This window comes from Kribbella sp. HUAS MG21 (assembly GCF_040254265.1).
Lineage (GTDB): Bacteria > Actinomycetota > Actinomycetes > Propionibacteriales > Kribbellaceae > Kribbella.
Map to the genome: position 1 here is coordinate 2,201,104 of NZ_CP158165.1, position 18,809 is coordinate 2,219,912.

Consider the following 18,809-nt stretch of genomic DNA (forward strand, 5'->3'; position numbering starts at 1 on the left):
GAGTGCTGAATCCGTGCGGAGATTCCTGTTGGATTTCGCAGTCGCGGCGCGGGAGGTTGGACGCATGGCAGCTGACACGAACAAGACCCGCCGGATCGGCGACGTCGCGGTGTCCGCGATCGGGCTCGGCGCGATGCCGATGTCGATCGAGGGGCGGCCCGACGAGGAGCGATCGATCGCGACCATCCACGCGGCGCTGGACGCCGGCATCAACCTGATCGACACCGCCGACGCGTACCACCTGACCGCGACCGACGTCGGTCACAACGAGAGCCTGATCGCCAAGGCGCTGGCGTCGTACGGCGGCGACACGTCGGACGTCCTGGTGGCGACCAAGGGCGGTCACGTCCGGCCGGGCGACGGGAGCTGGACGCTGGACGGATCGCCGAAGCACATCGCGGCGGCGGCCGAGGCGTCGCTGAAGCGGCTGGGCGTGGAGGCGATCGGGCTGTACCAGTTCCACCGGCCCGACCCGAAGACGCCGTACGAGGACTCGGTGGGCGCGGTCCGCGATCTGCTGGACGCCGGGAAGATCCGGATGGCCGGCATCTCGAACGCGAACCCCGAGCAGATCAAGCAGGCTCAGGAGATCCTCGGCGGCCGGCTGGTGTCGGTCCAGAACCAGTTCTCGCCGGCGTTCCGCTCCAGCGAGCCGGAGCTCGAACTGTGCGACGAGCTCGGCATCGCGTTCCTGCCCTGGTCACCGCTCGGCGGCATCTCCCGCGCCGGCGACCTCGGCAACCAGCACCCCGCGTTCCACACGCTGGCCGCCGAGCTCGGCGTCAGCCCCCAGCGCCTCACGCTGGCCTGGATGCTCGCCAAGTCGCCGTACGTCGTCCCGATCCCCGGCTCCAGCCGCCCCGAGACGATCCGCGACTCCTACGCCGCCATCGAGCTCACCCTGACCGCCGACCAGGTCGCCGTACTCGACGCGGCCTGATCGGCGGGCGTGGGTCGGGCTCACGGCAGCTTGTAGTACCAGCCCAGCGTGGTGGTCGGCGGACTTGGATTGAAATGACACACCCTGCCGTCGACCACCACGGAGGCGAGGGTCACCTCGCAGGACCAGCGGGTGAAGAACGGCCCTACCCACACTTCGGGCTCGGCGGCCGCGGCGGGCGCCGCGGTGAGGGACGTTGCCACCGCCGTGATCGCCAGGGCAGCCCCGGCGACCGTTCGTCGTACCGCTCCACTACGTCTCATCGTTTCTTCCTCCTTGTTCGGCCCGGCATATTCGCGCTGCCGGAAGCGTTGTCCGTCGCATGGAAGATCTGCGCGCACTGAGTTACGGCCTGGGACAGCAGTACTTCGAGGAACGGGACTACCGGGGCGCGATCCGGGCACTGCGGCCGGTGGTCGAGGAGACCCCGGACGACGTGGGGACGCGCCTGTTGCTGGCCCGCGCCTACTACCACGCGGCACTGCTGAAGCCGGCCGAAGAACACCTGCTCGAGGTGATCGAGCGGCAGCCGACCGAGTACTACGCCCACCTGATGCTGGCGCGGACACTCGAACGCCAGTCCCGGGCGGACGAGGCGGGTAAGCACCGCCGGATCGCTGCCGCCCTCACCGGCGACGACTCGTTCCTCGAGTCCCAGGCACTCCGCGGCCGGGTGTCGACCGCGGATCCGGAGTGACGCGGATCCCCCCGCGTCACTTCAGCTTGTACCACCAGCCCCACGACGTCGTGGGCGGGCTCGGATCGAACGCACACGGGCCCTCGTCGCCCCGCAGGGCAAGCACGACCGTGCAGTGCCACTGGGTGTAGAAGGGCCCCATCCATTCGGTGGGGTCGGGCTGCTGGGTCACCACCGAGGACCCAGCAGCTTGGCCGGCGGGCGGCGCAGCGGCGGCCGCACCGGTCATGAGCACGGTGCCGGCGCAGGCCGCGGCACCTCCTGTCACGGCCGCGATCGCGCGGCGTAGGCGGGCGCTCGTCGTCATCATCTGTGGTGCTCCCCGTCTCGATAATGCGAACGCTTGACCCATTCCACGCCCTCCGGTGTCCACGGCGGACCGCTGCGAAACCGGAATGTCTGGCCCAGGATTGGTGTTCTGGGTGGCAGGAGTAGTTTAATAGTGAACTACCTAGCCGAGGAGGACGGATGCAGTTCGGGGTTTTCAGCGTCGGGGACGTGACCGAGGACCCGACGACGGGGACCACGGTCTCCGAGGGCGAGCGGATCAAGGCGATGGTGCGGATCGCGCTCAAGGCCGAGGAGGTCGGGCTGGACGTGTTCGCGCAGGGCGAGCACCACAACCCGCCGTTCGTGCCGTCGTCGCCGACGACGCAGCTGGCGTTCGTCGCCGCGCAGACGTCGAAGATCATCCTGTCCACCTCGACGACCCTGATCACGACCAACGACCCGGTGAAGATCGCCGAGGACTACGCGATGCTGCAGCACCTGGCCGACGGCCGGGTGGACCTGATGATGGGTCGCGGCAACACCGGTCCGGTGTACCCGTGGTTCGGCCAGGACATCCGCAACGGCATCGCGCTCGCCATCGAGAACTACGCGCTGCTGCGCCGGCTGTGGCGCGAGGACGTCGTGGACTGGGAGGGCAAGTTCCGTACGCCGCTGCAGGGCTTCACGGCGACGCCGCGGCCGCTGGACGACGTACCGCCGTTCGTGTGGCACGGGTCGATCCGGTCGCCGGAGATCGCCGAGCAGGCCGCGTACTACGGCGACGGGTTCTTCCACAACAACATCTTCTGGCCGATCACGCACACCAAGCGAATGATCCAGCTGTACCGGCAGCGCTTCGAGCACTACGGGCACGGTGCCGCGGACCAGGCGATCGTCGGCCTCGGCGGCCAGGTCTTCATGCGGAAGAACTCGCAGGACGCGGTGCGGGAGTTCCGGCCGTACTTCGACAACGCGCCGGTGTACGGGCACGGGCCGTCGCTGGAGGACTTCAGCCGGGAGACGCCGCTGACCGTGGGCAGTCCGCAGCAGGTGATCGAGCGGACGCTGTCGTTCCAGGAGCACTTCGGTGACTACCAGCGGCAGCTGTTCCTGATCGACCACGCCGGGTTGCCGCTGAAGACGGTGCTCGAGCAGCTCGACATCCTCGGCGAGGAGGTCGTTCCGGTACTGCGCAAGGAGTTCGCGGCGCGCAAACCGGCGCACGTGCCGGACGCACCGACGCACGCATCCCTGAAGGCCGCGGCCGAACGCGCCCGCGACCTGGAGACGATCGACGAGCCGCCGGCGGTCCCGGCGGTGGAGGAGCCGACCCGATGAGCGACCTCGCGAGGAACCCCGGGCGCGACAAGGTGATCGCGGTCGTGACGGCCGGGCTGACGACGCCGTCGTCGTCCCGGCTGCTCGCGGACCAGTTGGCGGAGGCCGTGCGGGACGAGCTGTCCGGCCGCGGCATCGGCTCCCGGATCGAACTGATTGAGGTCCGCGACCACGCCCACGACCTGACCAACAACCTGCTCACCGGCTTCCCGTCGGCGGCGTTGCGCGAGGTCCTGGAGACGGTCGCCGGCGCCGACGCGCTGATCGTGGTCAGCCCGACGTTCAGTGCGTCGTACTCGGGCCTGTTCAAGATGTTCTTCGACGTCCTCGACGACAAGGCGCTGGCCGGCAAGCCCGTCCTGCTCGCCGCGACCGGCGGTACCGAACGCCACTCGCTCGTCCTGGAGTTCGCACTCCGCCCGCTGTTCGCCTACCTGAAGGCCCTCCCGGTCGCCACCGGCGTGTACGCCGCCTCGACCGACTGGGGCGTCAATGCCGCGACCCTCCGCCCCCGCATCACCCAGGCAGCCGCCGAACTGGTCGCCGCCCTGCACCACGAAACCCCCACCCAGGCGGACCCCTTCGACAACCCGACCCCGTTCGAGGACCTACTGAACAGCTGAGCGGGACTCGATCAGCTGCGCCAGCCCATCGAGGATGGTCGTCAGCCCGAAGGTGAGGGCGTGGGCCGGGTCGATGACGGACTGGAAGTGTTCGCCGACGGAGGTGCCTACCCGGCCCGCGATGGGGAAATGGGTGCCGGACATGACGGTGGTGAGCGTCGGCGAGATCTGACGCCACCACTCCTCGTCGGACAGGCCCGACTCGCGTTGGGTGCGGAGTTGTTCGGCGCCCGCGCGGGCCGTGCCCTGGACGTGGGTGAGGACCAGTGTCAGGGCCGAGTCCATCTCGACGTCGGTGAGGCCGAGGCCGTCCAGGGGGCGTAGCTCGGTCTCGTACTTCCGGGTGATGTTCGGGCCGAGAGCCGTCCGCATGGTCGGCACCTCGTGGATCCACGGGTGCGCGGTCAGCACGTCCCAGTTCCGGCGGGCGATGAACTCCAGCGCACCCCGCCAGCCACCCGGTTGCCGGGCCGGCTCGTCCGCGTCGGCGTACAGGTCGCCGTACGCCTGGTCGAACATCAGGTCGGTCAGCTCGCCCTTGCCGGGGACGTGCGTGTAGAGCGACATCGTCCCGACCTTCAGCCGCTCCGCGACCATCCGCATCGAGAGCGCCTCCAGCCCGGAGGAGTCCGCGAGCTCGATCGCCGCGTCGACGATCGCCCGCACGGTCAGCCCGGAGCGTCCCGGCTTGGTGTGACTGCCCCAGAGCAGCGCCAGACTCCGCGCCGGATCGGGCGCCGCCGCCTTTCTTCCCGCCACCCGGAACCTTCCTCCGCCGCTCGTCGTTGGACGCATCGTACCTGAGTCGTACAATGTACGGTACACTCTACGGCTCAACGAACAGGGCCATGCAGAGAGGTGGGATGTGGCAGCAGAGCGAGTGATCGAGGCCGCCGGCGTACGCAAGCACTACAAGGGCGGCACGGAGGGTGCGGGGCTGAACGGCTTCGACCTGGAGGTCACCGCCGGCACGGTGACGGGCCTGCTCGGCCCGAACGGCGCCGGTAAGACGACAGCGGTGCGGATCCTGTCCACACTGCTCGAGCTGGATTCCGGTACGGCGACCGTCGCGGGGTACGACGTCCGCCGGCAAGGAGGGGAGGTACGGCGACGGATCGGCCTGGTCGGGCAGTACGCCGCTGTGGACGAGGTACTCACCGGGCGGCAGAACCTGGTGATGTTCGGGCGGCTGAACCACCTGGGGCACGCGAAGGCGACCCGGCGGGCGGACGAGCTGCTGGAACGGTTCAGCCTGACCGAGGCGGCCGGGCAGGCGGTCAGCAAGTACTCCGGCGGCATGCGCCGGCGGCTGGACCTGGCGGCGAGCCTGATCGTGGCGCCGCGGGTGCTGTTCGTGGACGAGCCGACGACCGGGCTCGACCCGGCCGGGCGGCTGGAGGTGTGGTCCGCCGTACGGCAGCTGGTCGACGGCGGTACGACGGTGTTGCTGACGACGCAGTACCTGGAGGAGGCGGATCAGCTGGCGGACCGGATCTCGATGCTGAAGGCGGGGAAGGTCGTCGCGGAGGGGACGCCGGACGAGTTGAAGACCCAGCTGGGATCGGACCGGCTGGAGCTGGTGCTGGCGGATCCGGCCGACGTCCCACGGGTCGTGGAGCTGGCCGCGCCGCTGGCGGACGGGGAGGTGCAGGTGACCGACGTGAAGGTGAGCGTTCCCGTACAGGATCGCACGAAAGCGCTGGTGCAGATGGCGAACTCGTTGCACGAGGCAAAGATCGAACCGGAGGACATCACGTTGCGGCGGCCGACGCTGGACGAGGTCTTCCTGCACCTCACCGGAGCCGCCGCATGAGCACGCTCGGGTGGGCGCTCGCGGACAGTTGGACGATCGCGCGGCGGACGCTCGCGCACTGGCGGATGCAGCCGGCACTGGTGCTGTTCAACTGGTTCTTCCCGGTGCTGATGCTGCTGCTGTTCGGCGGCCTGCTCGGCGGCGCGATGGAGGTCGCCGACGATTCGTCGTACTACGAGTTGCTGGTGCCCGGGATCTTCGCGCTGGCGATGCTCTTCGGGCTGGAGGGCACGATGACCGCGGTCACCACCGACGTGTCGAAGGGGGTGACGGACCGGTTCCGGTCGTTGCCGATGAGCTCGGCGGCGGTGGTGCTGGGGCGGTGTGTCGCGGACATGCTCGACTCGGTGGTGACGCTGGCGGTGCTGGTCGGCGCCGGGTTGGCGCTCGGCTGGCGCTGGCACGAGGGCCTGCCGTCGGCGCTGGCCGCGTTCGGGTTGTTGCTGCTGCTCCGGTTCGCGTTGCTGTGGGTCGGGATCTTCATCGGCCTGTCGGTGAAGAACGCGCAGAGCGTGACGATGGTGCAGGTGCTGGTGTGGCCGGTCGGGTTCCTGTCCAGCACGTTCGTGGCGACGTCCACGATGCCGGACTGGCTGGGCCAGATCGCCCAGTGGAACCCGCTGTCCGCCACGGCGACGGCGGCCCGCGACCTGTTCGGTAACCCCGACCCGTCGTCCACCGCCACCTGGATCGGCACCCACGCCGGCCTCGCGGCTGTCATCGCACCGCTCGTCCTGACCGCGATCTTCCTCCCCCTCTCCGCCCACCGCTTCCGCACGCTGTCGCGATGAATCAGCGCGGGCCGACTGGGTAACGGTTGGGGGTGAACGTCCAGGACGGACTGGTACGGCGTGCGGCCTGGGGCCTGGCGCATCGGGTGGACCCGGTGCTGGGCCCCGCGGCCGCGCGCCGTGTCGCGCGGGTGGTCGGGGCGGCTGAGGGGCTCAGCGCTGCGGGGGTACATCGGGTGGCGTTGCGGGTTTCGCCGCGGGTGGCGGCGGAGAATCCGGGGCTGGTGAAGATTCCGGCGCGGTGGGCTGCGACGGTTCTGGTGCGGCGGCAGGGGTTGAGGTGGGAGCTGGATCTGCGGGACAACCTGCAGGCGGTCTTCTACTACTCGGGGCAGTACGAGCCTGCGGTACGGCGGTTTCTGCTGAGCGAACTGCGGCGCGGTGACGTCGTGATGGACGTGGGGGCGAACATCGGGGTGCCCGCCTTGACCGCGGCGCGGCGGCTCAAGGAGCTCGGGGGTGGGCGGGTGATCGCGTTCGAGCCGGCGGCGGACAGCGTCGCGAAGTTGGGCGCCGGCGCGGCGCGGAACGGCGTACAGCTGGAGGTCGTGCCGACGGCGCTCGGTGAGCGGCGGGAGCTGGCGTCGTTGCGGGCGGACAGCCGGTACGACGCGGCGGACGCGGGCGTGCGTTCGCTGTACGGCGACGGCGACGTGGTGCAGGAGGTACCGGTCGTCCGGCTCGACGACTGGGCGCGGGAACACGACCTCGACCGGCTGGACGTGGTGAAGCTCGACATCGAAGGCGCCGAGATCGCCGCGCTCACCGGCGGGTCACGGACCTTCAAGCGGTTGCAGCCGCGCGCGGTCCTCGTGGAGGACAAGCGCCCGGAGCTGAGCGCGCGGCTGCACGCCGTACTCGACGAGCTCGGGTACCGGCCGACCGGCGAAGTCGCGGACCACAACGCGGTCTTCAGGCCGGCTACGGCGTGAGCTGGCCGCCGTTGACCTCGATGATCTGGCCGGTGACGTAGGACGCCATCCGCTCGGAGGCCAGGAACAGGATGGTGCCGACGCACTCGTGCGGGGTGCCGGTGCGGCCCATCGGAATCGTGGTGAGCATGGCCTGCATCTGCGCGTCCGCGGTGTGCCGGTCGTGGAACGGGGTCTTGATCACGCCGGGCGCGATCGCGTTCACCCGGATGCCGTCCGGCGCGAGCTCCTTGGCGAGACCGCGGGTGAACGTGCTGACCGCGCCCTTCGAGGTCGCGTAGACAACCGACCCGCCGGCGCCGCCGGTGCGTCCCGCGATCGAGGTGACGTTGACGATCGAGCCGCCGCCCTGCGCCTTGAACACCGGCACGACCCGCCGGCTGAGCGCGAACACCGAGGTCAGGTTCACGTCCAGGATCCGGTGGAACTCCTCGTCCGACACCTCGGCCACCGCGGACCGGTTCACCAGGTCGCCGGCGTTGTTCACCAGGACGTCGATCCGCCCGTGCTGCGCGAGCACCTCGTCCACGAACGCGTCCGCCGCCTTCGGGTCGGCGAGGTCCGCCTGGTGCAGGGTCGCCGTACCGCCCGCCGTCTGCACCGCCCCGACGGTGTGCTTCGCGCCCTCAACGTTCCGGTGGTAGTGCAGCGCGACCGTCGCGCCCGTCTCCGCGAACCCGACCGCCGCCGCGGCCCCGATCCCGCTGCTGGCCCCGGTCACCACGACGACCTGATCCCTGAAATCCAGATATGCCATGCGCCCTATCCTGCCCCGGCGGCGGCGCGGGGCGTCAGCGCGGCAGCGTGGCGACGTACCGCTGGACGATCGTGCGGGACTCGATCGTGGCCGGGAGCTTGTGCTCCATGCGCCGCGTGTTCCTGGTCAGCACGGACTCGTACCCGAGCAGTTCGCCGGTGGCCGGCGCGAAGAGCAGGCTGTCCGTCGTGTCGTCGGTCTTGACCGAGAAGCCGACCGCCCGGCGCCCGGCCCGGTCGGTGGTGGTGCCGTCGGCGGAGATTCCCGGTACGTCGGCCAGCAGCGTGAGGATCGCCGCGCGCGCCGCGGGCTGCGGGCGGTACTCCTCCATGAGGTTCTCCAGCTCGAGGAAGAGTTGCTCGGGAGTGTCCTCGGCGTACGGCTGCCGGGCCCGCAACTGCTGGGCCAGTACGGCGGGATCGCTCGACACGCCCTCGAGCCAGCGGGCGGGTCCGCTGCCGACCGAACCGGCCGCGTACGTGTACTGCTTGCCGTCGACGAGGTACACGTCGACTCGGTAGTCGTCGATCCACCTGCCCTTGCCCATCGGGACGAGATAGCCGAAACCCGTGGTCTTCACGTGCAGCACCCGGCCGGGCGTCTCCGGGGACAGCTTCCGGACCCGTGCGGCGAAGTCGAGCAGCTGTTCGCGTGCCGGGCGCTTGTCGTGCTGGGTGTAGCGCAGCGGCGACCGGCCGAAGACCTCCAGTTCGGGGCGGGGGGCTGCGGGTCGGTCGGCGACGACCGCGGCACCGACCGCAGCGGCGCCGACGACCGCGCCGCCGACAGCCGCCGCCGAGCCGGCCAGAACGAGCCGTCGCGTCGGGCCGCGCCGCGGACGCGTGCCGCTCATGATCCGCTGGAGGTCGAGCTCCGCGCGCAGGTCGAGCTCGGCGTGGGCCAGGTCGGTGTGCCGCCGGGCGGGATCGGCGGCCTTCAGCAGCTGGGTGGTCTGGTCGGTCATGAGTTCGTCCTCACCAGTCGGGATGCGGATGCCGGTTCGCCGAGCGCTGCGGCCAGGCGTTTGCGAGCACGGTGCAGGCGGACCTTGAACGTCCCGGGCCGGCAGCCGACCACCTCGGCGGCGGTCGCTTGGTCGAGACCTTCCCACTCGACGAGCAGCAGCGCCTCCTGGTCCTTCGGTGCCAGCGTCGCGAGGGCGGCCCGTACGTCGACGCCCGCATCGACCGAGGTCATCGGGTCGAGCTGCTCGGCGACCCCTGCGGCGAGTACGGCGGCCACCCGTCGCGTCAGCGCCGTACGCCGGTCCCGGGAGCGCAGGTGGTTCGCGGCGATCTTCCGCGCGGTGGTGTACAGCCACGGCAGTTCCTCGGCCTCGGGCAGCTGGAGACCCCGCCGCCAGACCACGAGAAACACCTCCGCGGCCAGGTCGCGGGCCGCCTCGGGCCCGACCCGGCGTACGCCGTACGCCAGAATCGCCGGGTACCGGCGGCGGTAGAACTCCGCGAACCACTCCTCGTCGAACATCCGTCCTCCCCTTGAACCGTCTCACCCCTTCTGTGTGCGGTTCCCCGTCCAGGGTTACCGACGATCGGTGGGGAACGCGCCGGAGGACGGGATGGCGGGAGCCGGGCAGGAGTATTTTCGATGGATGGAATACGCGCTCGGGGAGCTGGGGCTCCGGCGGTGGCGGACCGGGGATGCGCTGCGGCTGGCCGCGGCGCACGACGATCCTGAGATGGTGAGCCAGGGCGGGATCGTGGACCGGGCGTCCGCCGTGGACTGGATCGGGCGCGTCGCCGATCTGGACAACGGCCACGTGTACGCCGTCGCGGACGCCGACGACCACCCGATCGGGTGCGTGGCGGTGACGAACATCGACCGGCACCGGGTCGGCTGGACCTGGTACTGGACGCTCGCCGACGTCCGCGGCCAGGGCGTCGCCCGGGACGCCCTGCGCGCGCTCGCGAACTGGGCCCACCACGACGCCGGGCTGTACCGCCTCGAGCTCGGCCACCGCCTCAACAACCCCGCGTCGTGCGCGGTGGCCGCGGGCGCCGGCTTCCTCTCCGAGGGCATCGAACGTCAGCGGCTCGCCTTCGACGGCACCCGGTACGACGTGGAGCGGCACGCCCGCCTGGTCACCGATCCGCTGACCCCGCCACGGCGCCCGGTGACCGTCAGAGCGTGAGCTTGGGGTGCCGGTTGACGTCCTTGTAGAGCAGGTACCGGAACCGGCCGGGCCCGCCGGCGTAGCAGGCCTGCGGGCAGAAGGCGCGCAACCACATGAAGTCGCCCTCCTGCACCTCGACCCAGTCCTTGTTCAACAGGTAGACGGCCTTGCCCTCGAGGACGTACAGCCCGTGCTCCATCACGTGCGTCTCCGGGAACGGGATCACCCCGCCCGGTTCGAAGCTGACGATGTTCACGTGCATGTCGTGCCGGACGTCGTCCGGGTCCACGAACCGCTGCGTCCGCCAGCGCCCTTCGGTGTCCGGCATCTCGATGCCCTCGACGTCCGCCTCGTTGGTGACCAGCGGCGGCGGTACGTCGATCCCGTCGATGCGCTCGTACGCCTTCCGCACCAGGTGGAACGTGGCCGTCGCGTCACTCGTGTTCCGTACGGTCCAGTCGCCGCCGGGCGGCAGGTACGCGTAGCCGCCCTCGGACAGCGTGTGCTTCTCGCCCGCGACCGTCAGCACAACGTTGCCTGAGACAACGAACAGCACGGCCTCGGCCGCCGGGTCGGTCTCCGGCTTGTCGCTGCCGCCGCCCGGCGCGACCTCGACGATGTACTGCGAGAACGTCTCCGCGAACCCGGACAGCGGGCGGGCGATCACCCACAGCCGGGTGTCGTCCCAGAACGGCAACCGGCTGGTGACGATGTCACGCATCGTGCCGCGCGGGAGGACGGCGTACGCCTCGGTGAAGACCGCGCGGTCGGTGGTCAGGTCGGTCTGCGCGGGCAGGCCGCCCTTCGGCGCGTAGAAGGTCATCGTTCTCCTCGGGTCAGCAGGCGGCCGCGCGGGTCGGCGGCGAGGTCGACGGGGACGCCGCGGAGCCAGGTGCTCCGGACGACACCGGTCAGCGTCCGGCCGTCGTACGGCGTGATCGCGTTCTTGTGGTGGAGTTGCCGCGCGTCGACGGTGAAGGTCTCGTCGGGGGCGAGGACGCAGAGGTCGGCGTCGTACCCGACGTCGATCCGGCCCTTCGTGCCGAGGCCGGTCTGCGCGGCGGGGGCGGCGGACATCCAGCGGACGACGTCGGTCAGCGTGAAGCCGCGCCGGCGGGCCTCGGTCCAGACGGCGGGCAGGCCGAGCTGGAGCGAGGCGATACCGCCCCAGGCGGTGCCGAAGTCGCCGGTGTCGAGGTGCTTGAGGTCGGCCGTCGACGGCGAGTGGTCGGAGACGACCAGGTCGATCGTGCCGTCGCGGAGGCCGTCCCAGAGCAGCTCGCGATTGGCGGCCTCGCGGATCGGCGGGCAGCACTTGTACTGCGTGGCGCCGTCCGGGATGTCCTCCGCGGTGAAGCTGAGGTAGTGCGGGCAGGTCTCGGCGGTGATCCGTACGCCGTTGTCGCGAGCCTGCGCGATCAGCGGGAGCACGTCGGCGCTCGACACGTGCAGGATGTGGACACGACAGCCGGTGCGCTGCGCCAGGCGGATCACTGCGGCCACGGCCACGTTCTCCGCCGTCCGGGGCCGGGAGCCGAGGAACGCCGCGTAGCTGCTGCCGTCGGGCGGCGGCGCGTGATCGATGCGATGCGCATCCTCGGCATGGACGATCAGGAGGCCGTCGAAGTCGCTGATCTCGACCATCGCGTCTTCCAGTTGTGCCTGATCAAGGGCTGGGAACTCGTCGACGCCCGAGTGCAGCAGGAAGCACTTGAAGCCGAAGACGCCCGCGCTGTGGAGCGGCCGGAGTTCGGGGACGTTGCCCGGGATCGCGCCGCCCCAGAAGCCGACGTCGACGTACGCCTGGGTCTCGGCGGTCTTGCGCTTGAGCGCGAGCGCCGGGACGTCGCAGGTCGGCGGGATGCTGTTGAGCGGCATGTCGATGATCGTGGTGACGCCGCCCGCGGCCGCGGCCCTGGTCGCGGAGGTGAAGCCCTCCCAATCGGTGCGGCCGGGATCGTTGACGTGCACGTGGGAGTCGACGAGCCCTGGCAGCAGTACTTCGTCGTCCGCGAGGGCCAGGTCGGCGTCCGCGTCCAGGTCGGCGTCGTACGGCGAGATCACCACGATCCGCCCGTCGCGCACACCGACCGCGGCCGCCTGCTCGCCGTTCGCGCCGACCATCCGGCGCGCCCGCAGTACGAGATCCAGAGCGCTCATGCGACTCCTTTCCCTTCGTGTCATCGTAGGTGCTCGACGGCGATCCGCTCGCCCAGTTCCTCGAGCAGCCGTCGTCCTTCGGCCAGACAGCGCCGGACGTCGGGATCGACGTCGGTGAGCGCGTACGCCGCTGATACGCCGGCGTCCCGGAGCCGTCCGGCGTCCAGGCGGTTGACTCCGCAGACCGCGACCACCGGAATCCCGGCGTACGCCCGGGTCGCGGCGGCGACGCCGGCAACAGCCTTGCCGTGCAACGTCTGCTCGTCCAGGGCGCCCTCGCCCGTGACCACGAGGTCGGCGCCCTTCAGCTGCTCGCGGAAACCGACCAGGTCGAGCACCAGCTCGATGCCCGGGCGGAGTTCTGCATCCAGGAGCGCGAGCGCCGCGAACCCCACACCACCCGCCGCCCCGGCCCCCGGCGCATCCCGCAGGTCCCGCCCGGTGCGCTCGGCCACCAGATCGGCCCACGCACCCAGCCTGGCGTCGAGCTCGGCCACCTGCTCAGGCGTGGCGCCCTTCTGCGGCCCGTACACAGCTGCCGCACCCCGCGGCCCCGTCAACGGATTGTCCACGTCGCACGCCACCACCACCCGCACGCCGTCGAGGTCACTCGCGATAAGCGCTGGGGTCTGGGAACAGGCAATAACCTGTTCCCAGTCACCGGGAGGTGTCGCCAGACCCCGGCAGGCGAGGGCTTGGACCAGGCCGGCGCCGCCGTCGGTCGAGGCGCTGCCGCCGATGCCGAGGACGATGTGGGTGCAGCCGGCGTCGACAGCCGCGGCGATGAGTTCGCCGGTGCCGTACGACGTGGCGGTGAGCGGCGCGGGGACGCCGTCGGGGAGGCGGACCAGGCCGGAAACGTCAGCCAGTTCGACGACGGCGGTGTCGCCCAGGCGGGCGTAGCCGCTCTCGACCGGCTCGCCGGTGGGGCCGGAGGCGGTGACCGGGACGAACGTGTACCCGGCGGCGACCGCGGCGGCGAGGGTGCCGTCGCCGCCGTCCGCCACCGGTACTGCGACCACGGCCGCGTCGGGGTGGACTCGTCGTACCCCGGCGCCGACCGCGGCCGCGACCTCGGCACTCGTCAAGGTGCCCTTGAACTTGTCCGAGGCAACAACAACTCGCACCATCCGTCAGTCCAGCAGCGCGAGCGCCGTCGGCGCGTCCTCGGGCGAGATCGCCAGGTCCTCGAACTCGATCACGTTGTCGATCTCGACCCCCATCGACACGTTCGTGACGCGCTCCAGGATGACCTCGACGACGATCGGGACCCGGTGCTCGACCATCAGCTTCTTCGCCTGCTCCAGCGCCGGCAGGATCCCGTCCGGCTCCGACACCCGCAGCGCCTTGCAGCCCAGGCCTTCCACGACCTTCACGTGGTCGACGCCGTACCCGCCGACCTCGGGGCTGTTGATGTTGTCGAAGGACAGCTGCACGCAGTAGTCCATGTCGAAGTTCCGCTGCGCCTGCCGGATCAGTCCGAGGTACGAGTTGTTCACCACGACGTGGATGTACGGGATGTTGAACTGCGCCCCGACCGCCAGTTCCTCGATCAGGAACTGGAAGTCGTAGTCCCCCGACAACGCGACCACCGTGCTCTCCGGGTCCGCCACAGCGACGCCGAGCGTGGCCGGCACGGTCCAGCCGAGCGGCCCGGCCTGGCCGGCGTTGATCCAGTGCCGCGGCCGGTACACGTGCAGCATCTGCGCGGCCTGGATCTGTGACAGCCCGATCGTGCTGACGTATCGGACGTCCGGTCCGAAGGCCCGGTTCATCTCCTCGTACACACGCTGCGGCTTGATCGGCACCGCGTCGAAGTGCGTCTTGCGCTGCAGTGTGGTCTTCCGCTCGCGGCACTCCGCTGCCCACGCCGTACGGTCCGGCAGGGAACCGGCCCGTTCGCGCGCCACCTCGACGAAGACGTCCAGCGCGGCCCGGGCGTCCGACACCACGCCGTAGTCCGGTGCGAACACGCGCCCGATCTGCGTCGGCTCGATGTCCACGTGGATGAACTTCCGCTCACCGCGATAGACATCCAGCCCGCCGGTGTGCCGGTTCGCCCACCGGTTGCCGATGCCGAGCACCAGGTCCGACGCCAGCAGCGTCGCGTTCCCGTACCGGTGCGAGGTCTGCAGCCCGACCATGCCCGCGCTCAGCGGGTGGTCGTCCCCGATCGCACCCCAGCCCATCAAGGTCGGTACGACGGGAACGCCGGTGAGCTCGGCGAACTCGACGAGCAGGTCGGCCGCGTCCGCGTTGATGATCCCGCCGCCCGCGACGATCAGCGGCCGCTCGGCGGCTGCGAGCATCGACAGCACCTTCTCCGCCTGCGCGCGGGTGGCGACAGGACGCGAGACCGGAAGCGGTTCGTAGGTGTCGATGTCGAAGTCGATCTCGGCCAGCTGGACGTCGAGCGGCAGGTCGATCAGCACGGGACCCGGCCGGCCCTCGCGCATCACTTGGAACGCCTTCTGGAAGGTGCCCGGGACCTGCGCGGCCTCCATCACCGTGACCGCCCACTTCGCGACCGGCTTGGCGATCGCGGAGATGTCGACGGCCTGGAAGTCCTCCTTGTGCAGCTTCGCGACCGGCGCCTGGCCGGTGATGCACAGGATCGGGATCGAGTCCGCGGAGGCGGAGTACAGCCCGGTGATCATGTCGGTGCCGGCCGGTCCCGACGTACCGATGCAGACGCCGATGTTGCCGGCCTTCGCCCGGGTGTAGCCCTCGGCCATGTGCGACGCGGCCTCGACGTGCCGGGCGAGCACGTGCTTGATCCCGCCGTGCGCGCGGATCGCGCTGTAGAAGGGGTTGATCGCGGCGCCCGGCAGCCCGAACGCCTGCGTCGAGCCCTCCTTCTCCAGGATCAGTACGGCGGCATCGACCGCCCGCATCCTGGCCATCAGCCGGCCGCCTTGCCGGACAGCCGCTCCACACCACGCAGCAGGGCCGAGTGGTCGAGCCCGCCGTCACCGTTGGCCCGCGCCGACGCGACCAGCTGCGCCACCAGGGCACCCAGCGGTACGACGACACCAGCCTCACGCGCGGCCGCCGTGACGATGCCCATGTCCTTGTGGTGCAGGTCGATCCGGAACCCGGGCTCGAAGGAGCGCGACAGCATGTTCTCCTTCTTCTGGTTCAGCACGGTCGACCCCGCGAGGCCTCCGCCCAACACCTCCAGCGCCGCCTTGGTGTCGACACCGTACGCCTCGAGGAAGACCACGGCCTCGGAGACGGCCTGGATGTTCGCGGCGACGATCAGCTGGTTGGCGGCCTTCACCGTCTGGCCCGAACCGCTCGGGCCGACGTGCACCACGGTCTTGCCGACCACGTCGAACAGCGGCTTGGCGACGGCGAAGTCGTCCGCCTCGCCACCGACCATGATCGACAGCGCGGCGTTCTTGGCGCCGGCCTCGCCACCGGAGACCGGGGCGTCGAGCAGCCGGAACCCGAGCGCGCGGGCCTGCTCGGCGAGCTGCTGGGTGACGTCCGGGCGGATGCTCGAGAAGTCGATGATCAGCGCGCCGGTCTCGGCGTTCTGGAAGACCCCGTTCTCGCCCGCCAGGACGTCCTGGACGTCGGGCGAGTCGGGCACCATCACGCAGATCACGTCGGCGCCCTTGACCGCGTCGCCGATCGAGCTCGCGGCCCGGCCACCGGCGGCGACCAGCGCCTCGGCGCGCTCCGGCGTACGGTCCAGACCTGCGACGGTGTGTCCCGCGTCGGCGAGGTGGACGGCCATCGGGTTGCCCATGATGCCGAGGCCGATGAAGGCGATGTTCGTCATAGTTCGTCTCCTAGGTAGATCAGCGGCGCTCGTACGGCAGCCAGCCGAAGCTTGCGTCTGAGGTTGTGGACGGCTTGTACTCGAGACCGACGCGGCCGGTGTAGCCGTTGGCCTCCAGCGCCGCGAGCTGCCGGTCGAGCGGGAGCGTGCCGGTGCCGGGCTCGTTGCGGCCCGGGTTGTCGGCGATCTGCACGTGCGCGACCCGGTCGGTGTGCTCGGCGATCACCCGGTCGACGTCGTCGCCGTTGACCGCGAGGTGGTACAGGTCCGCGAGCAGGCCGAGATTCGGTACGTCGTACGCCGCCTGGACGCGGTCGATGACGCGCAGCGCGTCGGCCGCGACCTTCAACGGGTACCGCTCGGCGCCGCTGACCGGCTCGACGAGGACCGTGGCGCCGATCCGGGCGGCGGCCTTGGTGGCGAGCGCGAGGTTCTCGACGGCGACGTCGTCCTGCTCCTGCTCGGTGGCACCCTCGACGCGGTTGCCGTACAGCGCGTTGAAGCCCTCGGCGCCGAGGCACTCGCCGATGCCGACGGTGACGTCGACGTTGTCGCGGAACTCCCCGGACCGCTTCGGCCAGGACACCAGCCCGCGGTCGCCGCCCGGCATGTCGCCGGCGAAGAAGTTCAGGCCGGTCAGCTGCACGCCGGCGTCGGTGACCGCGCTGACGAACGCGTCGACCTGCCGGTCCGGCGGGACGGCCTCGACGAACGGCCACCAGAACTCCACCGCGCTGAACCCGGCCCGCCGGGCGGCCGCGGGCCGCTCGAGCAGGGGCAGCTCGGTGAAGAGCAACGAACAGTTCACCGTGTACCGCAGCAGGTGGCTCATTCCGATCCAACTTTCCGCATTGTGGAACTTGATTTCTGTTCTGCGAAATGACCATAAGCCGCCGGGTCGAGAGCGTCAAGAAGCCGACCCACAGGAGCCGGGGCTGTCGTACGCGGGCGCGCGCGTTGTACTTTCCTCTAAACGGGAGGTACGTCGTGTTGCTGGCCGAGTTGCTGGATGCGCCCGAGCTCGGGCTGCGGTTGCTGTACTCCGCGGGCGGCGTACTCGACCGTCCGATCGGGCGGCTGGTGACGACCGACCTGCTGGAGCCGGGGCGGTACCTGAGCGGCGGCGAGGTCGTGCTGACCGGGCTCGTGTGGCGCCGGCAGCCGACCGACAGCGAGGTATTCGTGGCGTCGGTCGCGGGGCGCGGCGCGACCACGATCCTGGCCGGCAAGGCGCAGCTGGGCGACGTACCGGAGGATCTGGTCGAGGCGTGCCGGCGGCATGACGTGACGCTCGTCGAGGTGCCGATCGAGGTCGCGTTCGCCGACGTGACGGAGTACGTCGCGGCGGCCGGGTCGGCCGAGACGGGCGCGCGGTTGTCCGCCAGCCTGGTGCGCCAGCGGCAGCTGCTGTCGTCGATCGCCGCCGGGCGCAGCCTCGACGAACTCGCGGCGCGGATCTCCGCCGAGATCGGGCACGACTGCCGGGTACTGACGCCGACCGGGCGGCACGTCGTACCCGGTCCGGGTGAGCTCGATCCGGTCGTCGTCGACGCGGTGACCCGGAAGTTCCTGACCGCGGACCGGACGCCGGCGGTGGCGCTGACGATCGACGCGGCGTACAGCCTGTTCCCGGTCGGGTCCGGCCTCGGAAACCGCCTGACCGCGTGGGTCCTGGTGATCGAGGGCGACTACAACCAGTGGTCCCGCGACCATGTCGAGGCCGTGCACGAGCTGTGCGCGATCGCCGCGCTGGACCGTGCCCGCCGCGACGAAGGCCGCCGCGCGCTGCGGCCCTTGGTGGCCGACGCGTTGGCGCTCGTGGAGTCCGGCGCCCCGCACGCCGAGGTCGCCGCGCGCCTGCGGCAGGCGGGCGCACACTCCGAGCGGCCGATGGTCGTGGCGGTCGCCGAGCTCCGCGACGACGGTCCGAGCGAGGTCGCGCTGAGCCTGCTCGAGGACGTGGCGCTCACGGTCGGCCCGGCCGTCGTCGCACCCGGCCGGGACGGTCTGCTGGTCGGCTTCCTGCCCTCCACGCCCGAACTCCCGGATCACATCCGCCGGGCCTTCGGCCGCCTCGCTCCCGGCCTCAACCGGGCCCGGCTGGCGGTCGGCATCAGCGGCGAGACCGCGGTCGACGCGCTCGCGGGCGCACTGGAGGAGGCCCGGTTCGCGCAGCGCGCGGCGGGCGCCGCCCGCTCGCCCGTCTCGGTGGTCACGTCCGACGAGGTCGCGTCCCACGTCCTGCTGCTCGCCACACTCCCCGACGACGTACGACGTACGTACAGCAACCGCGTGCTCGGGGCCGTCCTCGACCACGACCGCCGTACCCACGCCGACCTGCTCACCACGCTCCAGGCGTTTCTCGCCTGCTCGTGCTCGTGGACCCGTACGGCGGAGACGCTGCATCTGCACATCAACACCGTTCGCTACCGGATCGAACGCGTACAGCAACTGACCGGACGCGATCTGTCGACGCTCGAGGACCGGGTGGACGTGTTCCTGGCGCTCAAATCGCTGTAGTTGTGTGATCACACAAAACCGGGTGTTCTCCGGCGGTTCATCTTCGG

General features: G+C 70.7%; 21 protein-coding genes. 9 read left to right on the plus strand and 12 right to left on the minus strand.

Going from position 1 to position 18,809, the window contains the following annotated elements; genetic code table 11:
- Positions 1-64 precede the first annotated feature (64 nt).
- A complete protein-coding gene (locus ABN611_RS10510; RefSeq protein WP_350279628.1) occupies positions 65-940 on the plus strand; it encodes an aldo/keto reductase in 876 nt (291 codons plus the stop codon).
- 20 nt (positions 941-960) lie between these two features.
- Here the strand turns inward: ABN611_RS10510 and ABN611_RS10515 are convergent, their stop codons facing one another.
- Complete coding sequence (locus ABN611_RS10515) at positions 961-1,203, minus strand: hypothetical protein (protein WP_350279629.1); 243 nt, start codon at positions 1,201-1,203, stop codon at positions 961-963.
- A gap of 59 nt (positions 1,204-1,262) precedes the next feature.
- Between ABN611_RS10515 and ABN611_RS10520 the strand changes: the two genes are divergently transcribed.
- The gene (locus ABN611_RS10520) at positions 1,263-1,637 is read left to right on the plus strand and encodes a tetratricopeptide repeat protein (protein WP_350279630.1); all 375 of its coding nucleotides are present in this window, start codon (positions 1,263-1,265) and stop codon (positions 1,635-1,637) included.
- Between the two features lie 16 nt (positions 1,638-1,653).
- On the opposite strand, the gene ABN611_RS10525 is transcribed toward ABN611_RS10520, so the two are convergent.
- On the minus strand, positions 1,654-1,947 hold the full coding sequence (locus tag ABN611_RS10525; protein ID WP_350279631.1) for a hypothetical protein: 294 nt from the start codon (positions 1,945-1,947) through the stop codon (positions 1,654-1,656).
- Positions 1,948-2,105: 158 nt separating this feature from the next.
- Between ABN611_RS10525 and ABN611_RS10530 the strand changes: the two genes are divergently transcribed.
- Positions 2,106-3,245, plus strand: coding sequence for an LLM class flavin-dependent oxidoreductase (locus ABN611_RS10530; RefSeq protein ID WP_350279632.1), 1,140 nt, complete (start codon positions 2,106-2,108; stop codon positions 3,243-3,245).
- A complete protein-coding gene (locus ABN611_RS10535) occupies positions 3,242-3,868 on the plus strand; it encodes an FMN reductase (RefSeq protein ID WP_350279633.1) in 627 nt (208 codons plus the stop codon). The genes ABN611_RS10530 and ABN611_RS10535 overlap by 4 nt, the downstream gene beginning before the upstream one ends.
- Here the strand turns inward: ABN611_RS10535 and ABN611_RS10540 are convergent.
- Positions 3,854-4,627, minus strand: coding sequence for a TetR/AcrR family transcriptional regulator (locus ABN611_RS10540; RefSeq protein ID WP_350279634.1), 774 nt, complete (start codon positions 4,625-4,627; stop codon positions 3,854-3,856). The two genes, ABN611_RS10535 and ABN611_RS10540, sit on opposite strands and share 15 nt — an antisense overlap.
- A gap of 106 nt (positions 4,628-4,733) precedes the next feature.
- Between ABN611_RS10540 and ABN611_RS10545 the strand changes: the two genes are divergently transcribed.
- Genes ABN611_RS10545 through ABN611_RS10555 form a run of 3 tightly spaced genes read left to right on the plus strand, consistent with a single transcriptional unit; the run spans position 4,734 to position 7,404 of the window.
- Positions 4,734-5,681: an ATP-binding cassette domain-containing protein gene (locus ABN611_RS10545; protein WP_350279635.1), complete on the plus strand. Its 948-nt coding sequence runs from the start codon at positions 4,734-4,736 to the stop codon at positions 5,679-5,681.
- Positions 5,678-6,472: an ABC transporter permease gene (locus tag ABN611_RS10550; RefSeq protein ID WP_350279636.1), complete on the plus strand. Its 795-nt coding sequence runs from the start codon at positions 5,678-5,680 to the stop codon at positions 6,470-6,472. Before ABN611_RS10545 ends, ABN611_RS10550 begins: the two co-directional genes overlap by 4 nt.
- Before the next feature lie 32 nt (positions 6,473-6,504).
- Complete coding sequence (locus ABN611_RS10555; protein WP_350279637.1) at positions 6,505-7,404, plus strand: FkbM family methyltransferase; 900 nt, start codon at positions 6,505-6,507, stop codon at positions 7,402-7,404.
- Here ABN611_RS10555 and ABN611_RS10560 read toward each other — a convergent pair.
- From ABN611_RS10560 to ABN611_RS10570, 3 genes are read right to left on the minus strand one after another with little or no spacing between them, the layout of a single operon-like run.
- The gene (locus ABN611_RS10560) at positions 7,394-8,161 is read right to left on the minus strand and encodes an SDR family NAD(P)-dependent oxidoreductase (RefSeq protein WP_350279638.1); all 768 of its coding nucleotides are present in this window, start codon (positions 8,159-8,161) and stop codon (positions 7,394-7,396) included. The two genes, ABN611_RS10555 and ABN611_RS10560, sit on opposite strands and share 11 nt — an antisense overlap.
- A gap of 34 nt (positions 8,162-8,195) precedes the next feature.
- Positions 8,196-9,125, minus strand: a complete 930-nt coding sequence (locus ABN611_RS10565) for a hypothetical protein (RefSeq protein WP_350279639.1) — start codon at positions 9,123-9,125, stop codon at positions 8,196-8,198.
- Positions 9,122-9,649, minus strand: coding sequence for an RNA polymerase sigma factor (locus ABN611_RS10570; RefSeq protein WP_350279640.1), 528 nt, complete (start codon positions 9,647-9,649; stop codon positions 9,122-9,124). The genes ABN611_RS10565 and ABN611_RS10570 overlap by 4 nt, the downstream gene beginning before the upstream one ends.
- A gap of 124 nt (positions 9,650-9,773) precedes the next feature.
- Between ABN611_RS10570 and ABN611_RS10575 the strand changes: the two genes are divergently transcribed.
- Complete coding sequence (locus ABN611_RS10575; RefSeq protein ID WP_350279641.1) at positions 9,774-10,313, plus strand: GNAT family N-acetyltransferase; 540 nt, start codon at positions 9,774-9,776, stop codon at positions 10,311-10,313.
- On the opposite strand, the gene ABN611_RS10580 is transcribed toward ABN611_RS10575, so the two are convergent.
- Genes ABN611_RS10580 through ABN611_RS10605 form a run of 6 tightly spaced genes read right to left on the minus strand, consistent with a single transcriptional unit; the run spans position 10,303 to position 17,074 of the window.
- Entirely contained in the window at positions 10,303-11,118 is an 816-nt protein-coding gene (locus ABN611_RS10580) for a bifunctional allantoicase/(S)-ureidoglycine aminohydrolase (protein WP_350279642.1), read from the minus strand. The two genes, ABN611_RS10575 and ABN611_RS10580, sit on opposite strands and share 11 nt — an antisense overlap.
- Positions 11,115-12,455 carry an allantoinase AllB gene (allB, locus tag ABN611_RS10585; RefSeq protein WP_350279643.1) on the minus strand — a complete coding sequence of 447 codons (1,341 nt, stop codon included), beginning with the start codon at positions 12,453-12,455 and terminating at the stop codon, positions 11,115-11,117. Before allB ends, ABN611_RS10580 begins: the two co-directional genes overlap by 4 nt.
- 20 nt (positions 12,456-12,475) lie before the next feature.
- Positions 12,476-13,585, minus strand: a complete 1,110-nt coding sequence (locus ABN611_RS10590; RefSeq protein WP_350279644.1) for a glycerate kinase — start codon at positions 13,583-13,585, stop codon at positions 12,476-12,478.
- A gap of 3 nt (positions 13,586-13,588) precedes the next feature.
- On the minus strand, positions 13,589-15,358 hold the full coding sequence (gcl, locus tag ABN611_RS10595) for a glyoxylate carboligase (RefSeq protein WP_350279645.1): 1,770 nt from the start codon (positions 15,356-15,358) through the stop codon (positions 13,589-13,591).
- On the minus strand, positions 15,358-16,242 hold the full coding sequence (locus ABN611_RS10600; protein WP_350279646.1) for a 2-hydroxy-3-oxopropionate reductase: 885 nt from the start codon (positions 16,240-16,242) through the stop codon (positions 15,358-15,360). Before ABN611_RS10600 ends, gcl begins: the two co-directional genes overlap by 1 nt.
- A gap of 19 nt (positions 16,243-16,261) precedes the next feature.
- Positions 16,262-17,074 (minus strand): TIM barrel protein, encoded by an 813-nt coding sequence (locus tag ABN611_RS10605; protein WP_350279647.1) that lies wholly within the window; start codon positions 17,072-17,074, stop codon positions 16,262-16,264.
- Positions 17,075-17,229: 155 nt separating this feature from the next.
- Between ABN611_RS10605 and ABN611_RS10610 the strand changes: the two genes are divergently transcribed.
- Positions 17,230-18,762 (plus strand): helix-turn-helix domain-containing protein, encoded by a 1,533-nt coding sequence (locus ABN611_RS10610; RefSeq protein ID WP_350279648.1) that lies wholly within the window; start codon positions 17,230-17,232, stop codon positions 18,760-18,762.
- Positions 18,763-18,809: the final 47 nt, after the last annotated feature.

Coding starts and splice junctions, on each gene's coding strand:
- ABN611_RS10590 (WP_350279644.1), bottom strand. CDS start 13,585: ATGGTGCGAGTTGTTGTTGCCTCGGACAAGTTCAAGGGCACCTTGACG.
- ABN611_RS10570 (WP_350279640.1), bottom strand. CDS start 9,649: ATGTTCGACGAGGAGTGGTTCGCGGAGTTCTACCGCCGCCGGTACCCG.
- ABN611_RS10575 (WP_350279641.1), top strand. CDS start 9,774: ATGGAATACGCGCTCGGGGAGCTGGGGCTCCGGCGGTGGCGGACCGGG.
- gcl (WP_350279645.1), bottom strand. CDS start 15,358: ATGGCCAGGATGCGGGCGGTCGATGCCGCCGTACTGATCCTGGAGAAG.
- ABN611_RS10605 (WP_350279647.1), bottom strand. CDS start 17,074: ATGAGCCACCTGCTGCGGTACACGGTGAACTGTTCGTTGCTCTTCACC.
- ABN611_RS10600 (WP_350279646.1), bottom strand. CDS start 16,242: ATGACGAACATCGCCTTCATCGGCCTCGGCATCATGGGCAACCCGATG.
- ABN611_RS10525 (WP_350279631.1), bottom strand. CDS start 1,947: ATGATGACGACGAGCGCCCGCCTACGCCGCGCGATCGCGGCCGTGACA.
- ABN611_RS10580 (WP_350279642.1), bottom strand. CDS start 11,118: ATGACCTTCTACGCGCCGAAGGGCGGCCTGCCCGCGCAGACCGACCTG.
- ABN611_RS10520 (WP_350279630.1), top strand. CDS start 1,263: ATGGAAGATCTGCGCGCACTGAGTTACGGCCTGGGACAGCAGTACTTC.
- allB (WP_350279643.1), bottom strand. CDS start 12,455: ATGAGCGCTCTGGATCTCGTACTGCGGGCGCGCCGGATGGTCGGCGCG.
- ABN611_RS10510 (WP_350279628.1), top strand. CDS start 65: ATGGCAGCTGACACGAACAAGACCCGCCGGATCGGCGACGTCGCGGTG.
- ABN611_RS10515 (WP_350279629.1), bottom strand. CDS start 1,203: ATGAGACGTAGTGGAGCGGTACGACGAACGGTCGCCGGGGCTGCCCTG.
- ABN611_RS10550 (WP_350279636.1), top strand. CDS start 5,678: ATGAGCACGCTCGGGTGGGCGCTCGCGGACAGTTGGACGATCGCGCGG.
- ABN611_RS10565 (WP_350279639.1), bottom strand. CDS start 9,125: ATGACCGACCAGACCACCCAGCTGCTGAAGGCCGCCGATCCCGCCCGG.
- ABN611_RS10560 (WP_350279638.1), bottom strand. CDS start 8,161: ATGGCATATCTGGATTTCAGGGATCAGGTCGTCGTGGTGACCGGGGCC.
- ABN611_RS10535 (WP_350279633.1), top strand. CDS start 3,242: ATGAGCGACCTCGCGAGGAACCCCGGGCGCGACAAGGTGATCGCGGTC.
- ABN611_RS10530 (WP_350279632.1), top strand. CDS start 2,106: ATGCAGTTCGGGGTTTTCAGCGTCGGGGACGTGACCGAGGACCCGACG.